This is a genomic window from Methylobacterium sp. Leaf87, assembly GCF_001422775.1.
Classification (GTDB): domain Bacteria; phylum Pseudomonadota; class Alphaproteobacteria; order Rhizobiales; family Beijerinckiaceae; genus Methylobacterium.
This window is the reverse complement of sequence record NZ_LMMI01000017.1, coordinates 17049-43402: the sequence shown is the minus strand read 5'-3', so window position 1 is coordinate 43402 and position 26354 is coordinate 17049. Positions and strand designations below refer to the sequence as shown.

The window sequence follows — 26354 nt, the reverse complement described above, 5'->3', positions numbered from 1 at the left end:
CGGCCCGGGTCGACCCGGCGAGGGTCCGGACGTCTCGGAGCGGTGTCTACCGACGTGGGATCGGCCCCGAGCCTTCGAGGCCTTTCCCGTTTCGGGAAATCCGGGTTCCGTGACGATACGTGATGATAACCGAGCCCCGGCATTCTCGCTGCGAGCCAAGTTGCGTACCGGCTCCTGTTGCGTAAGCACGCCCCGTCGACCCGTGATCCGATCGGGCGGCGGGGCTGTCGCGTGATTCGACGGTGCCGTTGCGTCTCGGCCCGAGCTTCGTCGGCCGAGATCACCGTGTGCCGAGTTTGGGCGCTGCGCCTGTCCGACCTGTTTGTCCGACGTGGTCACGCTCGATCAGATCTCTCACGGACGCCAGCACGGTGTCCTGGTGAAAATGATGAAGCATATGGCCGGCGCCAGGCACCCAGTCGAAGTGCGCGCGCGGGATCGCTTGCGCCGCCAGAGCACCGTGGAGGGCGTTGTTGACAACCAGGTCGGCGGTGCCCCCGAGGATATGAACCGGCACCTTGCAGGTTCCGTAAGCGGCCGCGGCGCGGGTCAGCGCCGTCCAGACACTGACGGCATCCTCCCCTTCGGCGATCATCCGCTCCGACCCGCTCGCCAGCGCGAACGGAAAGCGTTCGGCAACCGAGGACGGCATGGCCTGAGGCAGGAAGATCGCGCGCCATAGGAGCGGCAGCAGGGCAGGGTCGGCCGATCCCGCGAGCAATGGCCCCAGAACCTCTCCGAGGCCGGGCGTGAACCGCGGCCCGAAGAGCACCTGTTCCAGACGCATCTCCGGGAAGCACAGCGGCGCGAGGGCGAGGATTCCGGCCGTCTGTTCCGGAAATCGCAGGGCGTGGCACAACGCGACGGTGCCCCCGAAGGAGTGACCGATCAGCAACGGGCGGTCGACGCCGATGGCCGCCATCGCATCCCGGATGATCTCCGCTTGGCGCCAGGGCGAGGCATCGACGAGCCGCCGCCGCGCACTCATCCCATGGCCTGGTCGATCCACCGCGATGACGCGATAGTGCTGGGCCAAGGTCGGCACGAGGGCGAGCCAGGAATCCTCCAGGGCCATCAATGTCCCGTGGATGAGGACGATGGCGGGGCCCTCCCCCGCCTCCGCATAGGCGAGGGTGCGACCCTGGCCCAGGTCGACGACCCGGCGCGCCACAGCCCGGTCGGCCGTCGAAGGTTGAACGGGTGGCGGGGATGGCAGGCGGTGTGCGGTCGCCCTCATCTCAGGACCGTCGGCCGGTTGAACGCGGCGCCACCAGAGCCGTCGCGGCAAGGCCGAGACCAACTGCGCCGGCGATCAGCGCGACCGGGTGAAGGCTGGCACGGGTATAGGCGCTCGTTCGCATGACGTAGCCGGGCTGATCACCCCTCGCATGACCGGTGTCGTCCTGCTCCGGTCCGTGGAGCGTGCCCGCCGGACGTCTCGGGCGGCCGGGCCGCTGCTGAAGGGCGACGATGGCCGGGGCGAGGAGATCGAACGCGCCGGGCGCGAATTCCTTGCTGGCCGCGAACACCTTTCCGGCGCCGCCGACGAAGACGTCGCGCTGCGGATGCACGGCACAGTGCAGGATTGCGTTTGCGACCTCTTCCGGCGGGTAGACCGGCGGGGGCAGCATCGGTTCGCGGTTCATGTAGTTGCGGGCACGCCGTGGCAGGGGCGTGTCGATGGACGTCGGCTTGATCAAGCTTACCGAGACCGGAGTGCCGGCGTGTCGCAATTCCATGCGCAACGCATCGGTAAAGCCTTTCACCGCATGCTTTGTCGCCGAGTACATTCCTTGGAACGGGAAGGCGAGATCGGAGGCGACGCTGCCGACATTGATGAGCGCTCCACCCCGCCGCCCGAGATGCGCGACGGCGACGAGGGAGCCATAGACGGTGCCCCAGAGGTTGGTTTGCACCAGTCGGGCATGATCTGCGTCGGACACCTCCGTCAGCGGACCGTAGATGGTGACGCCGGCGACGTTGACCCAGGTGTCGAAGCCTCCGAACGTCGCGACCGCCACTTCTGCGATCGTCTCGACATCGGACCGCACACCGACATCGGCCACGACGGAGACCGCCCGCCCGCCGCTTGCCTCGATCTCCGACACGATTGCGGCGAGGGCCGTGCCGCTGCGGGCCGCGAGCACGACGCGCGCGCCGCTCTTCACGGCCATGCGGGCCGTGGCGAGGCCGATGCCGGACGAGGCGCCGGTGATGACGATCACCTGATCGCGCAGGGCCTTATGCTTCATCTACCGTTCCTCCGCTTCGGTGGGTGCCAGTGAGGGCCCCTATCGGAAGGCCTACGCGCGGGAGTCGGAGGCGTTGCGGACAACAACGGGCTTGCGCGGATTTCACGCGCGCCGGAATGTCCCCCTTCCGCTCATGCACCTGCTGGAGGATCGATTCGGTAATGGATCGGCTTGAAGCTCCCGTTGTTGGATTGCAGGGCCGAACACGCCGTCAGGCCGATGACGAGGTCGGTCTGAGCTTCGAAGGTGATGTGATCTCCCGCCCGGCTCAGGGGTGCCTCCACGCGGATGACACCGGTCGTCGCATCGATGGGCACATTCATGAAGCAGTTGAACGCGATGGGGATCTGATCCGGCTCGATGCCGTAGGGAGCGAGCGCCGCTGCCAGATTGCCGAAGCAGCCGCGATGCGGGTCGGTGTCGCCATAGATGATCCGGAAGGTATCCTTCGAGCACGGGGTCAGCAGGAAGTCGTGGCGTCCGACCGTGTCGGCCACGATGGTGAGCATCACGTTGGAGCGGTTGGAATACAGTGGGTCGCCCGTGGTGAGGTAGATCCGGCTCGCGTAGTCGAGGGTGCGCCCGGAGGACAGAACTTCACCGGTATCGTGCCGGTTGTAGGCCAACAGATCCGCGACCTGCTCGCCCTTCGGGTCGATGACCGTGAGGCGCTGCCCCCTGTCGAGGGTGAAGGCGACGCCTGAGCGCGGCGCGATCTCTTTGAATGCGTGCGCCTCACACATCGTGTGTTCCGCCTGCTCCGGTCCGGCCCTGGAAGGGGCAGCGCCAAGCCTCGGACACCGCCCGCCCACTGTACTGGCGCGCCTCCGACATTTCCCCGTGGCGGGCCAGCATCGGGTTCACGGACCCGGCCAACGCCGCATCGCGTTCGAGGATCGAGGTCCGCAGCTTCTCGTAACGGTTGGCCGCCCGCAGGGCCTCGAACTGGGCGTGAAGATTGAACACGAGCGCCGGAGAGGAGAAGCGCCGGGCGGGTCGGCTCGCGCGTGGATGCAGGCCGACGATGAAGAAGGCCTCGCCGCCGAAACTCAGGGAGAAATGCGGACTCTCGGGATCGTCGGCTACACGCTGGTCCCATGGCTGGCCAAGCCAGCAATCCTTGTCGGCGAGGGATTGGGCACGGGCCCAGAGATGGCGCTCGAACTGCTCTTCGCCGAGGTCCCCCGGCCCCTCGAACACCACTGCGAAGCTCTGAAACAGATCAGGCGCCCGCTTGTAGCGCGCCGCGAAGGCCAGGAGGGCGGGATAGATCCGCATGTCGTCCCAGCCGGAGGTGATGTCGCGGGCCACCACGATCTTCATCTGCCCCTTGGACAAGGCCGATTTCGCGCCGACACAGGGGAACGGCGGGTCGCGGATGAAGTCGCGGAACGCGTGGGCCAAAGCGTGATCGCGGTCGTCTCTCGGAAACTGCATACGCACTCGTCACTCAGCCACCCGGTTGCGCAGGAGTGCGGCAGCCGGTGGCGTGGATCTGGGCAACAGGGGGCAGGCGCAGGGTGTTCCGAGGTGGACGAGAAGTCGCGGGACTTGCCAACAGGGGATTCGCTCGTCGGTACGACCCCCGCGTTCAGGCCATCGGCCCGATCCTCGACGGGCAGCGTATTCGAGGGCTCGGAACGACGGCGGAACGAACCTTCGGCGCTGGGCTTCTCCTACCAGCCTTGGATCTCAAGCCTTGGACGAGGGAGAATATCACCGTGGACGACAATCGGGTCTGGTCTTTCGAGAAGAGTCTCTGGGTCGGCGATGCCGATCATTATCGCGAACTGGTCGACGGCGAATGCCTGATGGTCCTGCCGCACCCACCCTTCGTGATGAGTGGCAAGCAGGCGATCGAGGCCGTCGCCAATACACCGCGCTGGTCGAGCATCGACATCTCCAACGGCCAGATCTCCCGTCCGCAGGAAGGCCTCATCGTCATCGGCTACAATGCGAAAGCCTCGCGGGACGATGAGACCTACGAAGCCAATTGCACCTCGACGTATCGACGTCTCTCCCACGAGGAGTGGCGTGTCGTGCAGCACCAGCAGACACCCCCGCTCGCCATTCCGGCGGTCAACGACTGACGGCGCCGGTTCGGCCAGGAAGACGACGGTGTCGGCTCGCCTGAGTCAGCACGTCGCCTTGCTGGCCGCTCGGGCCGCGCCATGTCGGGAACCGCGAGCCCTTTCGCCGTTCTCGAGTCCCGGGGGCGCCCCTCCCGGCAGGATGCATGGCAACTTTCTTCACGGCCGACACCCACTTCGGAGACGCGCCCCTCGTGGAGCGGCGCCGGTCCGCCTTCGGCTCCGTCGAGGGCCATGACGAAGCCCTGATCGACCGCTGGAACGCCGTCGTCGGCCCCCACGACGACGTCTGGCACCTCGGGGACTTCGCCGCAGGGGCCAGTCGCGTGCATTGCGCGTGGGTGTTCGCGCGCCTCAACGGCACCAAACGGCTCATCCGTGGCAATCACGACACCAACCGGGTGCTGGACCTGCCATGGGCGGATCCGCCGGAGGCGAGCGCCCGGATCACCGTGGCGGCATCCGACGGCGCGGCGTGGCGCCTGTTCCTGTCGCACTACCCGCACCGGTCCTGGCCGGGCTTCTGGCGTGGGACGCGGCATCTCTACGGACACACGCATGCGTGCCTGCCCGACACGAGCCGTGCCTGCGATGTCGGCATGGACGCATGGGATTACCGCCCCGTCGATCTCGCGACCGCGCTGGCGCGCCAGGACGCCGCCGAACAGGCGCCGGAGGAAATGGCGCTGCGCGGCCTGCGCTGAGCTCGAACGCGAGGATCTTAGCCCCGAGCGCACGGCTCCGCTGGGAACCGCATGACGCCCTCCGCTCAGGCCGGCTGTTCGAACAGGAAGCCGTCGACGGCCGGGATCGAGACGGCGAGCCCGGCGCCGTAGCTCGCCTTGGTGACACGCCAGGGGCGTTCGGGGCGGGCGCGGATCGACTCGGAGGGCCGCAGGCGCCGGAGCGCACCGTCGGTGTCGATCTCCTCGATGGTCAGGAAGCCGTAGACCTGGAGACGAGCGGCGATGAGCTTGGTCTCCCGGTCCCCGGCCGCGACCGCCAGAGTGCCGGTGGCGTAGACCGCATCCATCACCGCGCGCTGGTCGCCGCGCCGGGTCGCGTTGGTGGCCTTGCGCGGAACGCTTCCGGCCGGGGGGGGGGTCGTGGGGGCCGCCCGCCGGAACGGCACGACATTGTCCATCCTTGCCGGAACGTGATCCATCAGCTGATCATCCTCGTCTTACGCAACGCAGGCCGGGAACGCCCGGTCCCCGGCCTGCGCCGACATTTCGACGAGTCGGCTTAACGGGCGCTTAGCCATGCGGGCGCCGTGCCCGGCTTCGGCGTCCCGAAACGAGGCGGCTCAGGCGAGACGCGTCGTGAAGGCCCCTTCGGTCTTCGCCCGGATGTCGTCCTCGGTCACGCCGTCGGCGAGCTCGATCAGGGTCATGCCACCGTTCCCCTTCTTGTCGATGGTGAAGACCCCGAGATCCGTGATCACGAGATCGACCACCTGCGTTCCCGTCAGCGGCAGGTCGCAGGCCGAGAGCAGCTTGGGGGATTCGGAGCCGTCCTTGTTGCGGGCGACATGCTCCATCACCACCACGACGCGCTTGACGCCGGCCACGAGGTCCATGGCGCCGCCCATGCCCTTCACCATCTTGCCTGGGATCATCCAGTTGGCGAGATCGCCGTTCTGAGCGACCTGCATGGCGCCGAGGATCGACAGGTTGATGTGCCCGCCCCGCACCATTCCGAACGAGTCGGAGGACGAGAAGTAGCTCGTGGTCGGCAGCTCGGTGATGGTCTGCTTGCCGGCGTTGATGAGGTCGGGGTCCTCCTCGCCCTCGAACGGGAACGGGCCCATGCCGAGCATGCCGTTCTCCGATTGCAGCTGCACCGACATGCCGTCGGGAATGTAGTTCGACACCAGCGTCGGAATGCCGATGCCGAGGTTCACGTAGAAGCCGTCGCGCAGCTCCTTGGCGGCGCGCTCCGCCATCTGTTCGCGGGTCCAGGCCATGGGGGTGTCTCCTGCGTTCTCGTCAGACGGCGGCGGGGGGGATGGCGGGCTCGCCGCGCTTGCGCGTCGTGCGCTGCTCGATGCGTTTCTCGCGGGTCGCCACGTGGATCATCCGCTTGATGAAGATGCCCGGCGTGTGGACCGCGTCACCGTCGATCTCGCCCGGCTGCACGAGGTGCTCGACTTGGGCGACGGTGACCTTGGCGGCCGTGGCCATCATCGGATTGAAGTTGCGCGCCGTCTTCCGGTAGACGAGGTTGCCCTCCGTATCGCCCTTCCAGGCGTGGACGATGGACAGATCGGCGAACAGACCGCGCTCCATCACGTAGTTCTCACCCTCGAACTCACGCACCTCCTTGCCCTCGGCGATGAGGGTGCCGACGCCCGTCTTGGTGAAGAAGGCCGGAATGCCGGCACCGCCCGCGCGGATGCGCTCGGCGAGGGTCCCCTGCGGATTGAACTCGATGGCGAGTTCGCCGCCGAGATACTGCCGGGCGAATTCCTTGTTCTCGCCGACGTAGGACGAAATCATCTTGGCGACCTGCCGGGTCTCGAGCAGCTTGCCGAGGCCGACGCCGTCGATGCCGGCGTTGTTTGAGATCACGGTGAGGTTCTTGACCCCCGACGCGCGGATCGCGTCGATGAGTTCGTCGGGGATCCCGCACAGGCCGAAGCCCCCGGCCATCACCGTCATCCCGTCGGTCAGGAGACCGGCCAGGGCCTCCGTCGCATCCTTGCGTACCTTCTTCATCAACGCCCTCCCAAAGGTCTCCGGCAACAGGTTTTCCGCCCGCCGTCAGCATCGCGCCTCGCTGCGGTTACGCCAAGCAATTCGTGATGACCAGCGGGGGTTTACCATGCGCCCCGACAGGTCCCCACGGGTGTCATCCGATTCGGACGTCCCCTCCCGCGCCGGCATTGGCCGGTGCACGGCCCCGGGCCCTGGGAGACAAACCGCTCCGGAGGGCGTAGGGATTTGAATCGCATCAGTGTTCGTCGATGGGTGGGGGCGCCCGCGACGATCATCGGCTGGACGCGCCGGAAGGGTCCGGCTCGCGTTCCTCCGCACGGAGTGCCCTGTCGCTGCGACGTCTCGCTTCCCTCCTCGGCCTGGGTGTCCTGGCCGCCGGCCTCGCGGCGGGCTGTCTCCCGTGGGCGGTACCGACCGAGCGCGCGGTCGCCTTTCTCGGCGGCCCGCTCGCGCGTACCTACGGGATCGTCCTGAGCGCCTCCGGCCCGGCGGAATCGGCTCTCCTTCCCCTGCCCCGCCTCAGCCTCGGCGGCGTGCGCCTCACTTCGATGGGCGGCGAGATCCCCCTCGCCGAAGGCGGAGCCCTCAAGCTCCAGTTCAATCTCTTCGCCCTCCTGACTGGCCGCATCGAGGTCACCACCGCCTCCCTCGAGGGCGGGATGGTGAACCTGCCGACCCGCGACGACGATATGCGGTGGGCCGAACCGAGGGCACGGGCCGCGCGTCTGTTGGAGCCGGGCGCGGCCCATCCCCGTCGCCTGACCCTGAGCCGTGTCACCGTGACCGGGCGCGACTTGCGTGACGGACAGACCCAGACCGCGCAGGATGTCGATCTCAACGTCTCCTGGCCGGCCTGGAGCGCGGAGATCGACATCGCGGGCGCGTTCCGCTGGAACGCGGTTCCGGCCCGCTTCACCGTTTCGGGATTACGGGCGGCCGATCTCGCCGCCGGCGCACGCAGCCCGTTCGCGGCGACGGCCGATTGGCCGGCGGGCAGCCTTTCCATCGAGGGAGATGGGTCTTTCACGGCTCAACCGGCGCTCACCGGCAGCGCCAGTCTGCGGACTCGATCCGTGCCCGAGACCCTGGGGTGGATGGGGGGCGATATGGCTCTCTCCCCGGTGATCGAAGCCCTCGCCCTCTCGGGCCGCTTCGAGGTACGCGAGCGGACCCTTCTGTTGCCGAGCGTGCGCCTGAATATCGGCGAGGACCGTTTCGAGGGCGCTGGCTCCGTTTCCCTGGCAGGTGCGCGTCCGTCGATCCAGGCGACCCTGGCGGCCGACACCCTCAACCTCGCGCCCCTCCTCGCCGAAACCCTGCGCCTCTTCGGCCTCGATGCGGACGACCCGCCGGGTCGGACCGGACGCAGTCTCGCCCTGCGGCCCCTCACGGGGGGAGACCTCGATTTGCGGATCTCGGCCGGCCAGGCCCGCATGGGACCGCTCGCGTTCGAGGACGTGGCCGCGAGCGTCCTGGTGCGCCAGGGCGGTATCGAGGCATCCCTGAATCGCGCGACCCTGCAGGGGGGGCTGGTGAAGGGCCGCCTCGGCCTCACGCCCGGGGTGGACGATCCGGACAAGACCGAGGTCAGGCTCCAGGGCGCGTTCGACCGTCTCGACTTCGGCGCCCTCCTGGTCGATCTCGGCCAGGATCGCTGGGTGTTCGGAGGCGCACGCGGTCAGTTCACCTTCGAGGGCGCTGGAACGACGCCGGACGCCCTCGTGCGCCATATCGATGGACGCGCGAGCGTCGCCATCGACGGTGGAGCCCTGGCGGGGATCGATCTCGCCGATGTCGTCCACCGCAACGGTGCCGTCGCGGCCGGCGCGCTGGCTCGCCGCAACGGCCGGACCGCCTTCGAGCATGCCGGCCTGAGCCTGCGGGTCGTCGATGGCATCGGAGAAATCGTCGACGCCACCCTGCGGACATCGGCGCTGACCGGAGCCTTGAGCGGCGCCGTCGTCCTCCCCGAGCGTCGCATCGAGACGCGGGCGCAGATCCTGCCGCGCGCGGCCCCCGATGGAACCACCCGACCGGGGCCGAGCTATGCCATCACCGGCCCGTGGAACGCCGTCGTGGTCCGCAAGGCCGCCCCGGAGGATGGCGACACCGGCTTCACGGCGACCGGTGCCCTGCGCCACCCTGCGGCAGGCGGGAAGCCGGATCTACCGCCGGCCGCCCGTGCCTACGCGCCCTGATTCTGCTCCGTCGCCCCATCGGTGTACCGCCAGCCGATGGTCGCCCGCATCGCGCGGCGATCAGACGGATTTCACCGAAGACCGTGCGGGACGTGCCGACAGCCATGAGGCGGTGAGGACGATGGTGGTGACGCCACCGACCAGCAGTGTCGAGGCGGCGTTGATTTCCGGGTTCACCCCGAGGCGGACCTGGCTGTAGAGGCGCATCGGCAGAGTGGTGGCGCCCGGTCCGGTGACGAAGCTCGCAATCACGAGATCGTCGAGGGACAGGGTGAAGGCCAGCAGGAAGCCCGCCGCCACTGCCGGAGCGATGAGCGGCAGGGTGACCGTGGCGAACACACGCAGCGGCCCGGCGCCGAGATCTGCGGCCGCTTCCTCCAGGGCGCGGTCGATGCCTTTCAACCGGGCACCGACGATCACCGCGACGAAGCCGAGGCCGAGGGTGGCGTGCGCCACCACGAGGGTGACGAGGCCGCGCTCGAAGCCGGTTCCGACGAACAGCAGCAGCAGGGCGAGCCCGGTGACGACCTCAGGCATGACCATGGGGACATAGAGAAGGCCGCCGAAGACGGGCCGACCGGGGAAACGTCCGCCGCGATCGAGGGCGAGCGCCGCGAAGGTGCCGAAAAGGGTGGCGAGCGCCGCCGCCGCGACGCCGACGTGCAGGGACACGGTTGCGGCGGCGAGCAACGGCCCATCGGCGAACAGCACGCCGTACCAGCGGGTCGAGAATCCACCCCAGACCGTGACCAGCGTCGAGGCGTTGAACGAGTACGCCACGAGAACGAAGATCGGCCCGTACAGGAAGGCGAGGCCGAGGCTTAAGGAGAGGCGGCCGAAGGCGCTCACCGCCCCGCCTCCCCTGGACGCGCGCCGGAGTCGCGCAGGAGAACCAGGGGGACGACCAGGAGGGCGAGCATCAGGATCGCCACCGCGGACGCCAGCGGCCAGTCGCGATTGGAGAAGAACTCGCTCCACAGAACGCGACCGAGCATCAGGGTGTCGGAGCCGCCGAGCAGATCCGGGATGATGAATTCGCCGACCATCGGCACGAAGCACAGGAGCGCTCCGGCCATGAGGCCCGGCCGCGCCAAGGGCAAGGTCACGCTCCAGAAGACCCGCGCCGGCGAGGCGCCGAGGTCCGCCGCGGCCTCGCGCAGATGCGGGTCGAGGCGCGCCATGACGGCGTAGAGCGGCAGCACCATGAACGGCAGATAGGCGTAGGTCAGCCCGATGAGGATCGCCCCTTGCGTGCCGAGGATCTCCAGGGGGCGGTCGACCAGTCCGAGGCGCAGGAGGGCGCCGCTCAGGAGGCCTTCCGGCTTGAGGATCGCGATCCAGGCGTAGATGCGGATGAGGAAGCTCGTCCAGAACGGCACGATGACGAGGGCGACCAGCAGGGGTTGCGCCCGCTCCGGCGCGCGCGCCATGGCATGGGCGATGGGCGTGCCGATCAGCGCCAGGATCAGTGTCGCGAGCCCTGCCAGCGCCAGGGACGACAGGGCGGCATCCCGGTAGAGGGTATCGCTCAGGAGGGTTTCGAAATTGGTGAAATCGAGGGCTTCGAGGAAGCTGCTCCACCCCTCCAGGCCCGCACTCCAATCGAGCACGGGCAGGTAGGGCGGCTGGGCCGTGGCCGCGGAGGAGAGGCTGATCTTGAGGATGATCAGGGCCGGCAGGAGCACGAAGGCTCCGAGCCACAGGGCCGGTACCAGGGCCAGGAGGCGGGCGGGTCTGATCATGCCGGCAACTGGATCATGGCGGTAGGATCCGGCAGGCCTCGGGGGCGAGGTCGAGGCGGATCGTGTCGCCTGGGCCATGGAGGTCCCGGGCCTGGAGGCCGAATGCATGGCTCGCCGCCGGCGTACTCACCCGCAGGAGCGTACCATCGTTCATGCGGACCTGCCTGCGCACGCGCTCGCCGAGGTAGGTCACCTCCGTGATCGTGCCGGCGGGTCCCTCCGAGGCATCCATGCCGATCCGTTCCGGGCGAAGGGCGAGGGTGGCCGCTTCCCCCTCCCCCGGGGCGGATTCGGAGGCAGAGGCGCGCAGCGGGCCGAACCCGGTCTCGACCACGATCCACTCGCCGTCGCGCCCGGTGATTCGGCCGGGAATCAGGTTCACGTCGCCGAGCAGGCCGGCGACGAAGCGGGTCGCGGGACGTTCGTACAGGGTGGTGGCGTCGCCCACTTGCACGAGGCGGCCCCGATCCATCACCCCGATGCGGTCGGCCAGCGCCATCGCCTCGCCGGGATCATGCGTGACCATGACGAAGGTGGTGCCGAGCCGGCGCTGAAGGGCGCGCAACTCCCCTTGCGTCTCCTCGCGAAGGCCCCGATCGAGGGCGCCAAGGGGCTCGTCGAGGAGAAGGACGCCCGGCTCGCGGGCCAGAGCGCGGGCCAAGGCCACGCGCTGACGCTGGCCGCCGGACAGGGTCTCGATCCTGCGGTCTTCGAAGTTCTCCAGGCGCACGCGGGCCAGCAGGGTCTTCACCCGGGCGCTCCTGTCCGTCCGGCTCAGACCATCGAGGCCGTAGGCGATGTTGCCCGCGACGGTCTTGTGCGGGAACAGAGCATAGGATTGGAACATCATGTTCACCGGCCGCCGATGCGGCGGCAGGCCTGCCAGATCCCGACCATCGACCCGGATGAGCCCGGTGCTCGGCGTCTCGAAACCCGCAATCAGACGCAGCAACGTGCTCTTGCCGCAGCCCGATGGCCCAAGCAGGCAGAAGAATTCCCCCGCCGCCAGGACCAGCGACACATCCGCTACGGCCAGCCCGTCGCCGAAACGCTTCGTGACTCCCTCCAGACCGAGGCGGGGCACCGAACCGGTATCGCCCAAGGTTCAGCTGTCCTCCCGCAGAGCCTCGGCCACGCGGGCCTCCAGCAGGTCCGGCCGGCGGATCACGAGGGCGCCGCGGGTGCGGTCTATGAGACCGTCGGCCGCCATGACGGTGAATTCGCGGGTCACCTGCTCGCGCCGGCAACCGATGCGGGCGGCGAGCACGTGGTGATAGGGCGGTGGGGTCACGACGCGCGCGCCGTCCCCGCCCGTACGCGGCACCGAGAGGCGGAGCAACTCGGCGTAGAGGCGATGACGCAGATCGAGGAGCGCGTGCTCCATGATGCGGGTGTTGAGTTCGCGCACGCGTTTGGCGAGGAGGCGGAACAGCCGGTCGGCGATGGCCTCCGAGGCGAAGATCATCTGGCGGAAGATCGGCGCCGGCACCACGCAGACCTCGCCCCGCGTCAGCGCGGTGACGTTGGCCGAACGGCCGATGCCATCGAGTGCTGCGAGTTCGCCGAAGAACGCGCCGCCGCGCATCTCGCCGAGGATCACTTCCTTGCCGGATTGCGACCGGTTGAGGATGCGAACCTCGCCGGAGGCGAGAAAGTACACGTCGGTTGAGACGTCGTCGTAGTCGACCAGGACCTCGTTCTCGTCGAACCGGCGCCAATGACAGCGCGTCTCGTAGGACGACAACTCGATTCCCGGTTCCTTGAAGAACGGGATTGTCGCCAGCCGACTCATCGAAAAAACTCCTGGTGGCGCCCTGCGCCCGATCCTGACCTCAAGGGGATCGCCGCCGATCCGGCATTCTAGCCCGGCACCTGACAGGTCCTTACCGCGCCGCGATGGTGACCGCCGGGTCTGGAGCGGTCAAGCCGCCGCCTCCCAGATCGGCGTGGATAGGCCCGCCCCGCGCCGATCCCGCCGCCTCGGAACGCATCCGATCCGGCGCGCCGGCGGGGAAACCGTCCGGGAGGGTTCGAAACCGCGGTGCGACGCTTGCCACGGCCGGGGCACGGCGCCAGAACGCCGTCCATGCTGCGCGTCAACGACCTTACCTATCGCATCGGCGAGCGCCTGATCCTCGACGGCGCCACCTTCGTCATTCCGGACCGGGCCCGGGTCGGGCTCGTCGGCCGCAACGGGGCCGGCAAGACCACCCTGTTCCGGGCGATCCTCGGCGAGTTGCCGACGGAGGGCGGAACCGTGTCGATGCCCAAGGGCATGCGCATCGGCGCCGTCGCCCAGGAGGCCCCGGCCGGCCCCGAGACCCTGCACGCCGTCGTGCTCGCGGCCGACACCGAGCGCGCGCGCCTGATGGCGGACGCCGAACACGCCGACGGCCTGCGCCGGGCCGAGATCGAGACCCGGCTCGTGGACATCGAAGCGCATTCGGCACCCGCCCGCGCGGCGGCGATCCTGCACGGCCTTGGGTTCGATGCCGAGGCGCAGGGCCGCCCGTGCTCCGACTTCTCGGGTGGCTGGCGCATGCGCGTGGCCCTCGCCGCGGTGCTGTTCTCCGAGCCCGACCTGCTTCTGCTCGACGAGCCGACCAACTACCTCGACATCGAAGGCACCATCTGGCTGTACGACTACCTCGAACGCTATCCGCGCACGGCGGTGATCATCTCCCACGACCGGGACCTGCTGGACGAGTGCGTCGACCACATCTTGCACCTCGACCGGGGCAAGCTCGCGATCTACCGGGGCGGCTACACCTCGTTCGCCCGGCAGGTCGCCGAGAAGCGCACGCTCCAGGCCAAGGCCAAGGTGAAGCAGGACGCCGAGAGGGCGCATCTCCAGAGCTTCGTCGATCGGTTCAAGGCGAAGGCGACGAAGGCGCGCCAGGCGCAGTCCCGCGTCAAGCGGCTGGCCAAGATGGAAATCATCGCCTCGGTGATCGAGGACGACGTGCCGGCCTTCCGCCTGCCGAGTCCGGAGCGGCCGCTCTCGCCGCCCATCGTCGCCATGGAGCGGGTCCAGGCCGGGTACCCCGACCGCATCGTGCTGTCGGGGCTCAACCTGTCCCTCGCCCCCGACGACCGCGTGGCCCTGCTCGGGGCCAACGGCAACGGCAAGTCGACCTTCTGCAAGCTCATCGGCGGACGTCTGCCGCCGTTGAGCGGGGAGATGCGCCGCTCGGGCAAGATGGAGGTCGCCTACTTCGCCCAGCACCAACTCGACGAGTTGCGCCCCGCCGAGAGCGCCTACGCCCATGTCCGAGACCTCATGCCGGACGTGCCGGAATCCAAGGCACGCGCCGCCGCCGCGCGGCTCGGCTTCTCTGGCACGAAATCCGAAACGCCCGTCTCCCAGCTCTCGGGTGGCGAGAAGGCACGGCTCCTCATGGGCCTCGCGGCCTTCAAGGGGCCACACCTGCTCATCCTCGACGAGCCGACGAACCACCTCGATATCGAGAGCCGGCAGGCCCTGGTCGAGGCGATCAACGATTACGAAGGGGCCGTGATCCTCGTGTCCCACGACCGCTTCCTGGTCGAGGCCTGTGCCGATCGGCTCTGGCTCGTCGCCAATGGCAGCGTGAAGGCCTTCGACGGCGACATGGACGATTATCGCCGCTTCGTCCTCGCCGGTCCCGAGCGGCCGGCGGAGAAGGAGGCGTCCGAGGCGGCCGGCGGGGTCAAGGCGGTGGAGCGGCGCTCCAATGCCGAACGCCGGGTGGCCCTCGCTCCCTTGCGCAAGAAGATCGAGGCGGTTGAGGCGCGCATGAAGAAGCTCGCCGAGGCCATGGCCAAGATCGACGCGGCGCTCGCCGATGGTACCGCGTTCCAGGCCAACGCCGCCAAGGCGGGCGAACTCGCGAAGATGCGCTCCGACGCCGCCAGCGCCCTCGAATCGGCCGAGGAGGAGTGGCTCGAGCTCAGCGGCGCCATCGAGGCCGCGGAAGCCTGACGGAGGCCTTGACCTGCGGCTCCGGCACCACACGGCCGAAGCGTTTGACCGGCGCCGGGGCTCCCCGGAGCCCATCGGTGTCACGAGCCATACGTTCGCCACATCGCCGGGCTTGAGGGTCGGGAACGGCGCTTTCTTAAGTGTGCGTTCACCGCGATGCGCGACCGTTCCGGCGCGGGCTCGCGGATCGGGGCGGCCTCAGGTTCGGGCACAAGTTGGTTGGGCGGTACCGTGCAGGGCACGGACGCCCGGGGGGAGCGGGTTCATGACGGTTCTGACGCTGCGGGCATCGAAGGCGGGGCTGATCGGGGCCGCCCTCGTGGCGGTCGCGCTCGGTGGGTGCGAGACCTATGGCAATGCCGGTGCGCCGAAGCAGTTCGCCGTCCTCGAGACCGACACCACGGGCGCCACCAACGTGAACATCGCCTCGCTCAGCGAAGTGATCCAGCGCAACCCGAACGATGCCGCCGCCTATGTCACGCGCGGCGCGGCCTATGCGCGCTCGGGCCAGTTCAACGACGCCATCGGCGATTTCACCAAGGCGGTGCAGATCGATCCGAACTCGGCCTCGGCCTACAACAACCGCGCGCTCGCCAACCGCCAGATCGGCCGCAACGACGCTGCGCTCGGAGATTTCTCCAAGGCCATCGCGGCGGACCCGAACTACGGCCCGGCCTATATCGGCCGCGCCAACGTGCTGCGCGCCCAGGGCGACCTCGAAGGCGCCGGCAACGACCTCAACCAGGCGATCCGCCTGACGCCGGAATCCGCCGAGGCCTATCACGCGCGTGGGCTCGTGCGGCAGAAGCAGAACCAGAACACCCAGGCCATCGGTGACTTCGACGCCGCCATCGACCGCAACCCGTTCGTCGCCGCTCCCTACGCCGCCCGCGGCCAGAGCCTGATTGCCACCAACCAGTTCGACAAGGCCATCGAGGACTACAACGCGGCGCTCAACGTCAACAACAAGGACGCGACGTCCTGGGCCTATCGCGGCGTCGCCTACGAGAAGTCCAACCGCCGCAAGGAGGCGATGGAGAGCTACCAGCGCGCCGCGCAGCTCGACCCCGGCAATCCCATCGCCAAGCAGGGCCTCGGGCGCGTCCAGGGCGGTGTGGGTTCGCTCTTCAACTGACGGCAGCCTCCGCTCGATAGCGGGCTCGGCCTGGTCCGGAGCAATCGAGCGGAGTTCTTGGGCCTCGGAGAGCCCCCGCCTGGGAAAGCTTGCCTGCCTCCGGGCGATCTCGGCTCGGAATTTACGGCTGAGGACATGTGCGGCATCGTGAAAACGCGGCAGGATCGCGCATCCATGGGAGCTCTCCGATGCTGCGTCGTCTGATCCTTGTCTGCCTTTTCGTCCCGACTGCCGCACCGGCCTGGGCTGCCTTTCCGTGCGACGCGTTCTGGGGCGAGCGCAATGCCGTCTATGCCGAGGCCGGCTACTGCTTCAAGACGGCCCGTGGCATCAAGGCTTTCGGCAACGCCGATTGCCGCTACGACGAAATCCGCGATGTCCCGCTTTCCGCCCGCGATCGCGCGAAGATTGCCGATATCGTGCGTGAAGAGCAACGGAACGGCTGCCGGGACTGAGTTCCCGGCCGTCCATCGTCAGCCTTCGAAGGGTCGGGTCCGGCGATGCTCGCCGATGATCCGGCGCACGGTGCCGGTGGCCGAGCGATAGACCACCGTCTCGGTCTCGACGTGCCCTTGCTTGAACCGCACGCCTTTCAGGAGGGCTCCGTCCGTGACCCCCGTGGCCGCCACGATGACGTCGCCGCGCGCCATGTCGTGGAGCTCGTACTTCCGGTTCGGGTCGCTGATGCCCATCCGTGCCGCGCGCTCGCGCTTCTCGTGACTGTCGAGGATGAGCCGGCCCTGCATATGGCCGCCGATGCAGCGCAGCACCCCGGCGGCGATGACACCCTCGGGGGCGGCACCGATGCCGAGGTAGATGTCGGCGCCGGTCTCGTCCGGGCTGGTGGTGTGGATGATGGCGGCGATGTCGCCGTCCGAGATCAGGCGGATACCGGCGCCCGTCGCCCGCACGGCGGCGACCAGGGCCATATGCCGTGGCCGGTCGAGGATGATGGCGGTGATCTGCGCGGGGTCGATCCCCTTGTGGCGCGCCAGGGCGGCGATGTTGTCGGCCGGGCTGGCATCGAGATCGACGAGACCCGCCGGATAGCCGGGGCCGATGGCGATCTTCTGCATGTAGACGTCGGGGGCGGCCAGCAAGGACCCGGCCTCGGCGAGCGCCATCACCGCGATGGCGCCGGGCATGTCCTTGGCGCACAGGGTGGTGCCTTCGAGGGGATCGACGGCGATATCGACCTTCGGGCCCGCTCCGGTGCCGAGGCGTTCACCGATGTAGAGCATCGGCGCCTCGTCGCGCTCGCCCTCGCCGATCACCACGGTGCCGTCGATGGGAAGCGTATTCAACTCGACCCGCATGGCATCGACGGCGGCCTGATCCGCCTCCCGCTCCTTGCCCTGGCCGCGCAGATGGGCGGCGGCGATGGCGGCGCGCTCCGTGACCCGTGCCAGTTCCAGGGCCAGGGTACGATCGACCGTACCGCCGGGGGGTGTCTTGCCGTACGCCATGGACCTGTCCGCGCCTTTCGCCGTTCGTGCGCTCTCTATGAACTAAAGTTCGAGAAACACTACTGTTCCGGGCGTTTTCTTCCGGTGTTCCAGCGAAATCTTGCGCCGGGCGCCTATTCCCGCTCGATCCGGATGAGTTGGGGCGCCTCCGCCAGCAGACCATCGGACGCGATGGCGTCGAGGGCCGCGCGGATGGTTCCTTCGGTGGCCGCGTAGGTGATCAGCACGAGGGGTACGGGCTGGCCCGAGCGGCCGTGCGGGTCCTTGGAGGCCGCGCTCTCCGAACGGCGCTGCAGGATGCTCTCGATGGAGATGTCGCGCTCGGCCATGCGGGTGGCGACACCCGCGGCGACGCCGGGCCGGTCGTGGACCGTGAGGCGGATGTAGTAGCCGCCCTCGTGCCGCTGCATGGCGACGCGCTGGGAGGGGCCGAGATCCGCGTTGGGTCGGCCGAAGGTCGGGCGGTTCACGTTCGCCGCGATGTCGGTGATGTCGGAGACGACCGCCGAGGCCGTGGCCTCGCCGCCGGCACCGGGGCCGATGAGGGTGAGTTCACCGACCGCGTCGGCGTCGATCGTCACCGCGTTGGTGACGCCCATCACCTGGGCGATGGCCGAGGATTTCGGCACCATGGTCGGGTGTACGCGCTGCTCGATCCCGCCCTCGGCGACCTGAGCGACCCCGAGCAGCTTGATGCGGTAGCCCAGCTCCTCCGCCATGGTGAGGTCGAGGGGCTGGATCGCCGAGATGCCCTCCACCGACACGCCCTCGGCGTCGATCTCCACGCCGAAGGCGAGGCTCGTGAGGATGGCGAGCTTGTGGGCGGTGTCGAAGCCCTCGACGTCGAAGGTCGGGTCGGCCTCGGCGTAGCCGAGGGCCTGCGCATCCTTGAGGCAGGCCTCGAAGGTCAGGCCCTCGCGCTCCATCCGCGTGAGGATGTAGTTGCAGGTGCCGTTCATGATCCCGTAGACGCGCGACACGGCGTTGCCCGTGAGCCCCTCGCGCAGGGCCTTGATCACCGGGATGCCGCCGGCGACGGACGCCTCGTAGGCGAGGCTGACGCCCTTCGCTTCCGCCGCCCGGGCCAGGGCGGCGCCGTGCCGCGCCAGCAACGCCTTGTTGGCCGTGACCACGTGCTTGCCGGCCGCGAGTGCCGCTTCCACCGTGGCTTTCGCCGGACCCTCGGCGCCACCGATGAGCTCGACCACGCAATCGATGTCCGGGCTCGCGGCAAGTGCCACGGGGTCGTCGAACCAGGTGACGCCCGTCAAGTCGAGACCGCGGTCTCGGCCTCGATCACGCGACGATACGGCGGCGACCCGGACCTCGCGGCCGCTGGCGGAAGCGAGCGCGTCGGCCCGGCGGGCGACCATGCGGACCACGGCGGCACCGACGGTGCCGAGGCCGGCGACGCCGAGGCGGAGGGGCTGTTTCATGGCGCGCGATCCGTCATCTTCCAGTGGCCCGTCCAGGGCTTGCCCGGTACAGGGCGACCGTCCACGGGGCATTCCGTTCGCCCCGGTCGGGAGCGGCGGGCTCTTCTGCAACGAATTTCCAGGGGGTGCAACAAACCCGCCGATGGCGTGCTCACGCCTTCCGTGCGCCGTGGCGAAGGACTGTCACGAGGAGCCCGTAGAGGACGCCGGCATTGAGGACATGCCACAGGAAATGCGTGCCCAGAGGTACGCTCGCGCACAGGCTCCGGTCGAGGGTCCGGAAAGCCATGGAGACGCCAAACAGGGCGGCGATGCCGAGGAGCGCCCGCCCGGCCCCGTGCCGCGCCGGTTCTTGAGGGATTCCGTTCGAGCGGGCGAGACCGGCGCCGACACCGAAGAGCGCCAGGATCGCCGGGACGTAACCGATGGAGCCGTTGCTGACGGCATCGACATCGCTGCCGCTCAAGGCCGTCAACGCCGGTTCCAGACCGAAGCCGACCCCGGCGAACAGCAACGTCAGACCCAGGGCCGGCCCCGACCCGAGATCGAAGAAGCGCCGCAAGGCCAGGAAGAAGTAGGCGTGGATGAACAGCGCGATGGGAATGACATCGGCCAGGAGCGACCAGCGTACCGCCAGGGTATGGAACAGGAACGAGCCGAGGCCGACCAGGGCGACGAGTCCGGCCAGCATTCGCACGGGAGCGTCGGGTCGCCTGCCCCTCCCCTCGTGCCGCATCACCGCGAACGCGGCCGCCAGGAAGGCCGCGTTCGAGACCGCGTTGATGGGCTCGGCCCAGAATGTCGCGTCGGTTCGCTCGCAATAGGCCTGGAGCGGCGCGAACCACGTGTCGGGCATATCCTTTTTCCCGGTCCATCTTCGACTTCGCGATCGCCCCGACGGCTTGCCACCGCTGCGCGAAGCCCCGATGACGGGCGACGCCGAGGTTCAGGACATCAAGCCCCATGCGGATCGTCACGTGGAACGTCAATTCCATCAAGCAGCGGGTCGGCCACCTCGTGGCGTTTCTCGACGAGGCCAAGCCCGATGTGGTCTGCCTCCAGGAACTGAAATGCCAGGACGAGGCATTCCCGCGCGCCGAGATCGAAGGGGCGGGGTATGCCGTCGAGACCCTGGGGCAGAAGGCCTATAACGGCGTCGCCCTGCTGGTGCGGGCCCCCCTCGTGCTGAGCGAGGTCCGGCGCGGCTTGCCCGGCGACGAGACCGACGAGCAGGCCCGGTACATCGAAGGCCTGATCACGGGGGACGATACGGCACCCGTGCGGGTCGCCTCGCTCTACCTGCCCAACGGCAATCCCGTCGACAGCCCGAAATACCCCTACAAGCTCGCGTTCCTGGAGCGCCTGCGGCACCACGCCCGCGATCTCCTAACCAGCGAGGAAGCCGTGGTGCTCGCAGGCGACTACAACGTCATCCCAGAGCCCGAGGACGCGTCCGATCCGGCGGCCTGGGTGAATGACGCGCTCTTCCTGCCCCAGACCCGTGCGGCTTTCCGCACGCTCCTGGCCGAGGGCTACACCGAGGCTTTACGGGCCTGCGATCCGAAGCCCGGCCTCTACACGTTCTGGGATTATCAGGCCGGTGCCTGGAACCGGAATGCCGGCATTCGCATCGATCACCTCCTGCTCTCGCCCCGGGCCGCCGATCGCCTGGTCTCGGCCTCGGTACAAAAGCATCTGCGCGGGCTGGAAAAACCGTCCGACCACGTGCCGGTGACGGTGGAACTCGCCTGACCTGCATCCCGCTCGGGTCGGTTTTTCCTGAACCAAGGGGCCGGTGGCGGGTTGCCACGCCGCGTCCCTCTGGAACAGGAGCCTTCCCACGTGAAACTCTACGGTACCGGCTACTCCCCTTACGTCCGCAAGGTCCTCGTGGCGCTTGCCGAGAAGGGTCAGAGCGCCGAGCACATTCCCTTGTTCTTCCACGATCCCGACGCCGACTTTCAGTCCGCCAGCCCGCTCGGCAAGATCCCGGCCATGGACGACGACGGTTTCCTCCTCGCGGATTCGTCCGCAATCCTGTTCTACATCGAGGCGAAACATCCGACTCCGCCGCTGTTGCCGACGGAAGCCAAGGCACGCGGCCGGGCGGTCTGGTTCGACAAGTTCGGCGATACGGAAATGTTTCCGGTGATCATCGCCCCCTTCGCCAACCGGGTCGTGAAGCCCAAATTGCTGGGCCAGCCGGGCGACGAAGCCGCTGTCACGAAGGCGCTGAACGAGGATCTGCCGAAGATTTACGATTACCTCGAAGCGCAGATCGACGGGCCGTACCTTGTGGGCGACGCTTTCAGCATCGCGGATATCTCGGTGGTGACCGGCTTCCACAACCTGCACCTGGCCGACGAGAAGGTCGATGCCGTGCGTTGGCCCAAGCTCGCCCGCTACGTCGCCACGACCCTGGAGCGTCCGTCCTTCATCACGGCGCTCGCGGCGCGCACGAACCCGTAGGCCGGACGGCCCGACGCTGCGGCTTGTACCTCAGCGTCGGCGCCGGGCCGATCCGGTGACCTGGGCCTGCGCCTGGAGGGCCTGTGCCTGGGCGGTCAGGCGGTCGTCCTCGCTCGCGGCCGTCCAGGCCTTGTCGTACAGGGTGACGATCCAGTCGTCCTTACGGCCCTGCGCGGCCTCGCGCGCCAGGGAGAGCCACATCAGACCGCGGGCGCGCTGCTTCGGCACGCCCTGGCCGTTGATGAGGAGTTCGCCGAGGAGCGCCTGAGCCGGGGCGTGGCCCTTCTCGGCCGCGAGGTTGAACCACCGCGCGGCCTGGCGCGGATCGGCCTCGACGCCGGTGCCGTCGAGGTAGAGCCGGGCGAGGTTGTACTGGGCGTTCGGGTCGCCGAAATACGACGCCGCGTAGTTGAACATGTCGTAGGCGCGCTCGGGGTTGGGGCGCACGTATGTGCCCTTGATCCCGTCGAGGAAGTAGGCGCCCAAAGCCGTGAAGGCGCTGGCCATCACGCCCGAATTCTGAGCGTCGGGCCCGTCGTCGGTGGTGTCGTCGGCGATGCGCGAGAAGAACTCGAACGCCTTGAGGTCGTCGTGGGGCACGCCGTCGCCCTCGGCGTACATGCGGCCGAGCTTCCACAGGGCGAGGGCGTGGCCCTGGCCGGCGGCGTATTCGAGGGCACGCGCGGCGCCTTCCTTGTCGCCGGCGTTGTAGTCGCGCACGCCCGAGCGCAGGGCCTCGCGGGCGGTGCGATAGCCCGCCGGGGGCACAGGTGTGCGTGCAGTGGCGTCGAGCGCCTCCACGGGCATTCCGCACAGGAACAGGAGCCCGGCCGCCATGGCGACGCGCAGCCGTCCGCGCGTCGGCCGATCCGGGGCGGCCCGGTCCGGCCGCACGGGGCGGCCGAGGGCGGTCCTAGATGTCGGCATAGGTGTGCGTCTCCTCGGCGCCGCCCGGATGGGTCACCGCGCCGTCCACGGCAGGACCGACGGTCTGCATGTACTTCCACAGGTAGCCGGACGTCGCCGAGTTGGTCCGCGGCGTCCAAGCGGCCCGGCGCGTGGCGAACTCCTCGTCGCTCACGGCGACGTCGAGGGTGCCGTTGATCGCATCCAGGGTGATGACGTCGCCGTCCCGGATCAGGCCGATGGGGCCGCCGATGGCGGCTTCCGGCCCGACATGGCCGACGCAGAACCCGCGCGTCGCGCCCGAGAACCGGCCATCGGTGATGAGGGCGACCTTGTCGCCCATGCCTTGGCCGTACAGAGCCGCGGTGGTCGAGAGCATCTCGCGCATGCCGGGGCCGCCCTTCGGGCCCTCGTAGCGGATGACCAGAACCTCGCCTTCCTTGTAGGTGCGCTTCTGGACCGCTTCGAAGCAGGCCTCCTCGCCATCGAACACCCGGGCCGGGCCGGTGAAGACCTGGGCGGATGCCGGCATGCCCGCGACCTTCACGATGGCGCCCTCGGGGGCGAGGTTACCGCGCAGGCCGACGACGCCGCCCGTGGGTGTGAGGGGCGTGTTGGCGGCCCGCACCACGTCCTGGTCCGGGTTCCAGTGCACCCGCTCCATGTTCTCCGCCATGGTGCGGCCGGTCACCGTCATGCAGTCGCCGTGCATGAAGCCGTGGTCGAGGAGCGTCTTCATGAGGAGCGGGATGCCGCCGACCTCGAACATGTCCTTGGCGACGTAGCGCCCGCCCGGCTTCAGGTCGGCGATGTAGGGCGTGCGCTTGAAGATCTCGGCGACGTCGAACAGGTCGAACTTGATGCCGCATTCGTGCGCGATGGCCGGCAGGTGCAGGGCCGCGTTGGTGGAGCCGCCCGAAGCGGCCACCGCCGCCGCCGCGTTCTCGAGGCTCTTGCGGGTGACGATGTCGCGCGGACGGATGTTCTTGGCGATGAGCTCCATCACCTTCTCGCCCGCCGTCATGCAGAATCTGTCGCGGATCTCGTAGGGTGCCGGTGCGCCGGCCGAGTAGGGCAGCGCCAGGCCGATGGCCTCGGAGACGGTGGCCATGGTGTTGGCGGTGAACTGCGCGCCGCAGGCACCGGCCGACGGACAGGCGACCTGCTCCAGCTCATCGAGATCCTCGAGGGACATGTCGCCGACCGCGACCTTGCCGACCGCCTCGAACAGGTCCTGCACCGTCACGGGACGCCCCCGGAACGAGCCGGGCAGGATCGAGCCGCCGTAGATGAAGATCGACGGCACGTTAAGGCGCACCATGGCCATCATCATGCCGGGCAGGGACTTGTCGCAGCCGGCCAGCCCCACGAGGGCGTCGTAGGCGTGGCCGCGCATGGTGAGTTCGACGGAATCGGCGATGACTTCGCGGGACGGGAGGGAGGCGCGCATGCCGGCATGCCCCATGGCGATACCGTCGGTGACCGTGATGGTACAGAACTCGCGCGGGGTGCCGTTGGCGGCCGAAACCCCCTTCTTCACGGCCTGGGCCTGACGCATCAGCGAGATGTTGCAGGGCGCCGCCTCGTTCCAGCACGAAGCCACGCCGACGAGCGGCTGATGGATCTGCTCCTTGGTGAGGCCCATGGCATAGAGGTACGAGCGGTGGGGCGCGCGCTCGGGTCCCTCCGTCACGTGACGGCTCGGAAGCTTGGACTTGTCGGTGGTGCGCGCGTCCATGGTCAATCTCGCCGCCCCGGCCTGCTACGCTTGGACATGAGGTCCGGTCGTCCGGTGTGCCGCACGACCCCACGCGGGTGGCGTGCGAACCCACGTGGTTCACTCGTCGAATGACTCGGAACTCTGCGGTAAATCGTTGGGGGGACTACCGTTTACCGCACGGCATGAGGTGGTCCCGGTTTATGGCGGGATCGCGGCGGGGGCTGGCGCCTCCCAAGGCAAAGTCTGGATGGTTTTGGGGTGTTGCGACCTCGCCACAGCCACGCTTTGGTCCGGTGCGACCGCGCGAAGGACCTTCGGAGGAGGATGAAATTCCAAGCCGCAATCATGAAGAAGCCCGGAGCGTGCGGGACGCGCCGGGCCGGATTCAGAGGTTCGCGGGGTTTCGGTGTCAGGCGCGTTTGCGCATCCGCAGGATCTTGAAGAAGCCACCCGGGAAGGTCGGGGCGACGCCGATGAACTCGACGCCGTTGGTGCGGGCCCAGGCCTCGATCCGTGTGGATTTGAAGTCGGACGACCACCCGATCTTGGTGCAGAGCGGGGCGACGATCTCCTCGACCTTGGCCATCGGCCCGTCCGTCTGACCGAAATGGTTGGCGAGCACGATCTCGCCGCCCGGCCGTACCACCCGCAGGAACTCCGACAGTGCGCCTTCCGGATCCGGCACCAGGGTGATGAGGAACTGGGCCACCACGGCGTCGAAGCTGGCATCGGCGTAGCCGAGGCGGCAGACATCCATCACCTGGAGACCGCGCACGTGGGTGAGGCCGCGCCGGCGCACCTTGGCGCGGGCGCGCTTCAGCATGTCCTCGGACAGATCGACTCCGCAGACGAAGCTGGTGCGCGGGTAGTAACCCAGGGAGAGGCCGGTGCCGACGCCGGCTTCGAGGATGCGCGGGCCGCAGGCCACGGCCGCTTCCACGGCGTCGCGGGCGGCGGGTTCGGTCAGCTTGTCGTAGACGACGTCGTAGACCGGCGCCCAGCGGGCATAGGCCTTGCGCATCAGGGCGGTGCTCGGACCGGCCTCCCGCGGCTCGCTCAGCATGTCGATCTCGAAGTCCTGTGGGAAGTGGAAGAGTGGGTCAGGCCGCCTGCGCGGCTCCAGCCTGCAACGCGTCGATGCGCCGGATGGTGCCACCGCCGAGCACCCGCGCACGCGGGCCGTCATCCGCGTAGATCACGCAGGCTTGGCCCGGCGAGACGCCGTCCTCGGGCGTCGCCAGAACGACCTCGGCGGTGCCGGCGGCGGTGTCGAGGGTGAGATGGGCCGGGCGCGGCTCCCGGGTCGACCGGACCCGCACGGCCACGGACAGATCGACCGGCACGCTTTCGGACAGCCAATTCACGTCGGTGAGACGAATGCGACTGGTGGCCAGGGCCTCGCGCGGGCCGACGACGACACGGGCGGTGTCGGGCTCCAGACGCACCACGTAGAGCGGTTCGCCGACGGCGAGGCGCAGTCCCCGGCGCTGGCCGACGGTGTAGTGGACGATGCCCTCGTGGCGACCGAGAATCCGGCCGGCGAGATCGACGATGTCGCCGGCCCGGGCCGCGTCGGGCCGCAGGCGGGCGATGACGTCGGCGTAGCGTCCCTGCGGCACGAAGCAGATGTCCTGGCTGTCGGCCTTCTGGGCCACCGACAGGCCGAGTTCGTGGGCAAGGCGCCGGGTCTCGTCCTTCGGCAATTCACCCAAGGGAAAGCGCAGGAAATCGAGCTGCTCGCCCGTGGTGGCGTAGAGGAAATAACTCTGGTCGCGGGCGGGATCGAGGGCGCGGTACAGGCCGCGTCCGCCCTGCGGCATGGGCCGGCTCGCGACGTAATGGCCCGTCGCCAGGGCGTCCGCATCGAGGTCGCGCGCCGTGGCGAGGAGATCGCGGAACTTGATGGACCGGTTGCACTCGACGCATGGGATCGGCGTCTCGCCCGCGAGGTAGCTCTCGGCAAACCTGTCGATCACCGATTCCCGGAACCGATCCTCGTAATCGAGGACGTAATGCGGGATCTCGAGGACTTCGGCGACCCGGCGGGCATCGTGAATGTCCTGACCGGCGCAGCAGGCGCCCTTGCGGTGGGTCGCGGCGCCATGATCGTAGAGCTGGAGCGTGATGCCGACGACGTCGTAGCCCTGGCGCTTCAGGAGGCCGGCCACGACGGAGGAATCGACGCCGCCGGACATGGCGACGACGACACGCGTCTCGTGCGGGGCCTTGGGAAGATCGAGGGAATTCATCGCGCCAGGTTTC

26 protein-coding genes are annotated in these 26354 nt (G+C 68.8%); 8 read left to right on the top strand and 18 right to left on the bottom strand.

What is annotated here, in order from left to right; genetic code table 11:
• Positions 1-280: 280 nt before the first annotated feature.
• From ASF22_RS11470 to gntA, 4 genes are all read right to left on the bottom strand, one after another.
• Positions 281-1237: an alpha/beta hydrolase gene (locus ASF22_RS11470; RefSeq protein WP_082483650.1), complete on the bottom strand. Its 957-nt coding sequence runs from the start codon at positions 1235-1237 to the stop codon at positions 281-283.
• A gap of 1 nt (position 1238) precedes the next feature.
• Positions 1239-2252, bottom strand: a complete 1014-nt coding sequence (locus tag ASF22_RS11465) for an SDR family oxidoreductase (protein WP_056264234.1) — start codon at positions 2250-2252, stop codon at positions 1239-1241.
• A 131-nt stretch (positions 2253-2383) separates the two neighbouring features.
• On the bottom strand, positions 2384-2995 hold the full coding sequence (locus ASF22_RS11460; protein ID WP_056264232.1) for an urea carboxylase-associated family protein: 612 nt from the start codon (positions 2993-2995) through the stop codon (positions 2384-2386).
• Positions 2988-3689, bottom strand: a complete 702-nt coding sequence (gene gntA, locus ASF22_RS11455; protein ID WP_056174018.1) for a guanitoxin biosynthesis heme-dependent pre-guanitoxin N-hydroxylase GntA — start codon at positions 3687-3689, stop codon at positions 2988-2990. Before gntA ends, ASF22_RS11460 begins: the two co-directional genes overlap by 8 nt.
• 284 nt (positions 3690-3973) lie before the next feature.
• Between gntA and ASF22_RS11450 the strand changes: the two genes are divergently transcribed.
• Both ASF22_RS11450 and ASF22_RS11445 read left to right on the top strand, forming a co-directional pair.
• Positions 3974-4342: a DUF4440 domain-containing protein gene (locus ASF22_RS11450; protein WP_056264283.1), complete on the top strand. Its 369-nt coding sequence runs from the start codon at positions 3974-3976 to the stop codon at positions 4340-4342.
• Positions 4343-4488: 146 nt separating this feature from the next.
• On the top strand, positions 4489-5046 hold the full coding sequence (locus ASF22_RS11445) for a metallophosphoesterase (protein WP_056264230.1): 558 nt from the start codon (positions 4489-4491) through the stop codon (positions 5044-5046).
• Between the two features lie 65 nt (positions 5047-5111).
• Here the strand turns inward: ASF22_RS11445 and ASF22_RS11440 are convergent, their stop codons facing one another.
• The 3 genes from ASF22_RS11440 to ASF22_RS11430 form a co-directional block, all read right to left on the bottom strand.
• Positions 5112-5507, bottom strand: coding sequence for a hypothetical protein (locus ASF22_RS11440; protein WP_056174012.1), 396 nt, complete (start codon positions 5505-5507; stop codon positions 5112-5114).
• A gap of 141 nt (positions 5508-5648) precedes the next feature.
• Positions 5649-6308 carry a 3-oxoacid CoA-transferase subunit B gene (locus ASF22_RS11435; protein WP_056174007.1) on the bottom strand — a complete coding sequence of 220 codons (660 nt, stop codon included), beginning with the start codon at positions 6306-6308 and terminating at the stop codon, positions 5649-5651.
• Between the two features lie 22 nt (positions 6309-6330).
• Positions 6331-7059 carry a CoA transferase subunit A gene (locus ASF22_RS11430; protein WP_056174004.1) on the bottom strand — a complete coding sequence of 243 codons (729 nt, stop codon included), beginning with the start codon at positions 7057-7059 and terminating at the stop codon, positions 6331-6333.
• A 248-nt stretch (positions 7060-7307) separates the two neighbouring features.
• Between ASF22_RS11430 and ASF22_RS11425 the strand changes: the two genes are divergently transcribed.
• Positions 7308-9257, top strand: a complete 1950-nt coding sequence (locus tag ASF22_RS11425) for an AsmA family protein (protein WP_244474264.1) — start codon at positions 7308-7310, stop codon at positions 9255-9257.
• Between the two features lie 60 nt (positions 9258-9317).
• On the opposite strand, the gene ASF22_RS11420 is transcribed toward ASF22_RS11425, so the two are convergent.
• From ASF22_RS11420 to ASF22_RS11405, 4 genes are read right to left on the bottom strand one after another with little or no spacing between them, the layout of a single operon-like run.
• Entirely contained in the window at positions 9318-10106 is a 789-nt protein-coding gene (locus ASF22_RS11420) for an ABC transporter permease subunit (RefSeq protein ID WP_056264228.1), read from the bottom strand.
• Positions 10103-10999 carry an ABC transporter permease subunit gene (locus ASF22_RS11415; RefSeq protein ID WP_056264226.1) on the bottom strand — a complete coding sequence of 299 codons (897 nt, stop codon included), beginning with the start codon at positions 10997-10999 and terminating at the stop codon, positions 10103-10105. Before ASF22_RS11415 ends, ASF22_RS11420 begins: the two co-directional genes overlap by 4 nt.
• A gap of 13 nt (positions 11000-11012) precedes the next feature.
• Positions 11013-12101 (bottom strand): ABC transporter ATP-binding protein, encoded by a 1089-nt coding sequence (locus tag ASF22_RS11410; protein ID WP_056264223.1) that lies wholly within the window; start codon positions 12099-12101, stop codon positions 11013-11015.
• A gap of 3 nt (positions 12102-12104) precedes the next feature.
• Positions 12105-12791: a Crp/Fnr family transcriptional regulator gene (locus tag ASF22_RS11405; protein WP_056092281.1), complete on the bottom strand. Its 687-nt coding sequence runs from the start codon at positions 12789-12791 to the stop codon at positions 12105-12107.
• A gap of 294 nt (positions 12792-13085) precedes the next feature.
• Between ASF22_RS11405 and ASF22_RS11400 the strand changes: the two genes are divergently transcribed.
• From ASF22_RS11400 to ASF22_RS11390, 3 genes are all read left to right on the top strand, one after another.
• Positions 13086-14960: an ABC-F family ATP-binding cassette domain-containing protein gene (locus ASF22_RS11400; RefSeq protein WP_056173992.1), complete on the top strand. Its 1875-nt coding sequence runs from the start codon at positions 13086-13088 to the stop codon at positions 14958-14960.
• Positions 14961-15225: 265 nt separating this feature from the next.
• Positions 15226-16095 carry a tetratricopeptide repeat protein gene (locus tag ASF22_RS11395; RefSeq protein ID WP_056173988.1) on the top strand — a complete coding sequence of 290 codons (870 nt, stop codon included), beginning with the start codon at positions 15226-15228 and terminating at the stop codon, positions 16093-16095.
• A 188-nt stretch (positions 16096-16283) separates the two neighbouring features.
• Positions 16284-16550, top strand: a complete 267-nt coding sequence (locus tag ASF22_RS11390; protein ID WP_056173985.1) for a YARHG domain-containing protein — start codon at positions 16284-16286, stop codon at positions 16548-16550.
• An 18-nt stretch (positions 16551-16568) separates the two neighbouring features.
• Here the strand turns inward: ASF22_RS11390 and glpX are convergent, their stop codons facing one another.
• The 3 genes from glpX to ASF22_RS11375 all read right to left on the bottom strand — a co-directional run bounded on the left by glpX (position 16569) and on the right by ASF22_RS11375 (position 19853).
• Positions 16569-17561, bottom strand: coding sequence for a class II fructose-bisphosphatase (glpX, locus tag ASF22_RS11385; RefSeq protein WP_056173982.1), 993 nt, complete (start codon positions 17559-17561; stop codon positions 16569-16571).
• Positions 17562-17674: 113 nt separating this feature from the next.
• Positions 17675-18997 carry a homoserine dehydrogenase gene (locus tag ASF22_RS11380; protein ID WP_056264219.1) on the bottom strand — a complete coding sequence of 441 codons (1323 nt, stop codon included), beginning with the start codon at positions 18995-18997 and terminating at the stop codon, positions 17675-17677.
• Positions 18998-19148: 151 nt separating this feature from the next.
• Entirely contained in the window at positions 19149-19853 is a 705-nt protein-coding gene (locus tag ASF22_RS11375) for a ceramidase domain-containing protein (protein ID WP_056264216.1), read from the bottom strand.
• A 107-nt stretch (positions 19854-19960) separates the two neighbouring features.
• Here ASF22_RS11375 and xth point away from each other — a divergent pair, with 107 nt between their 5' ends.
• Both xth and ASF22_RS11365 read left to right on the top strand, forming a co-directional pair.
• Positions 19961-20749, top strand: a complete 789-nt coding sequence (gene xth / locus ASF22_RS11370) for an exodeoxyribonuclease III (protein ID WP_056173974.1) — start codon at positions 19961-19963, stop codon at positions 20747-20749.
• A gap of 90 nt (positions 20750-20839) precedes the next feature.
• The gene (locus ASF22_RS11365) at positions 20840-21466 is read left to right on the top strand and encodes a glutathione S-transferase family protein (protein ID WP_056264214.1); all 627 of its coding nucleotides are present in this window, start codon (positions 20840-20842) and stop codon (positions 21464-21466) included.
• A 30-nt stretch (positions 21467-21496) separates the two neighbouring features.
• Here the strand turns inward: ASF22_RS11365 and ASF22_RS11360 are convergent, their stop codons facing one another.
• The 4 genes from ASF22_RS11360 to mnmA all read right to left on the bottom strand — a co-directional run bounded on the left by ASF22_RS11360 (position 21497) and on the right by mnmA (position 26341).
• Positions 21497-22393, bottom strand: coding sequence for a tetratricopeptide repeat protein (locus ASF22_RS11360; RefSeq protein ID WP_056173969.1), 897 nt, complete (start codon positions 22391-22393; stop codon positions 21497-21499).
• Positions 22380-24110, bottom strand: coding sequence for a dihydroxy-acid dehydratase (gene ilvD / locus ASF22_RS11355; RefSeq protein WP_056264211.1), 1731 nt, complete (start codon positions 24108-24110; stop codon positions 22380-22382). Before ilvD ends, ASF22_RS11360 begins: the two co-directional genes overlap by 14 nt.
• Before the next feature lie 391 nt (positions 24111-24501).
• The gene (locus ASF22_RS11350; RefSeq protein WP_056264209.1) at positions 24502-25155 is read right to left on the bottom strand and encodes a class I SAM-dependent methyltransferase; all 654 of its coding nucleotides are present in this window, start codon (positions 25153-25155) and stop codon (positions 24502-24504) included.
• Positions 25156-25192: 37 nt separating this feature from the next.
• Complete coding sequence (mnmA, locus tag ASF22_RS11345; RefSeq protein ID WP_056264206.1) at positions 25193-26341, bottom strand: tRNA 2-thiouridine(34) synthase MnmA; 1149 nt, start codon at positions 26339-26341, stop codon at positions 25193-25195.
• Between the last annotated feature and the right edge of the window lie 13 nt (positions 26342-26354).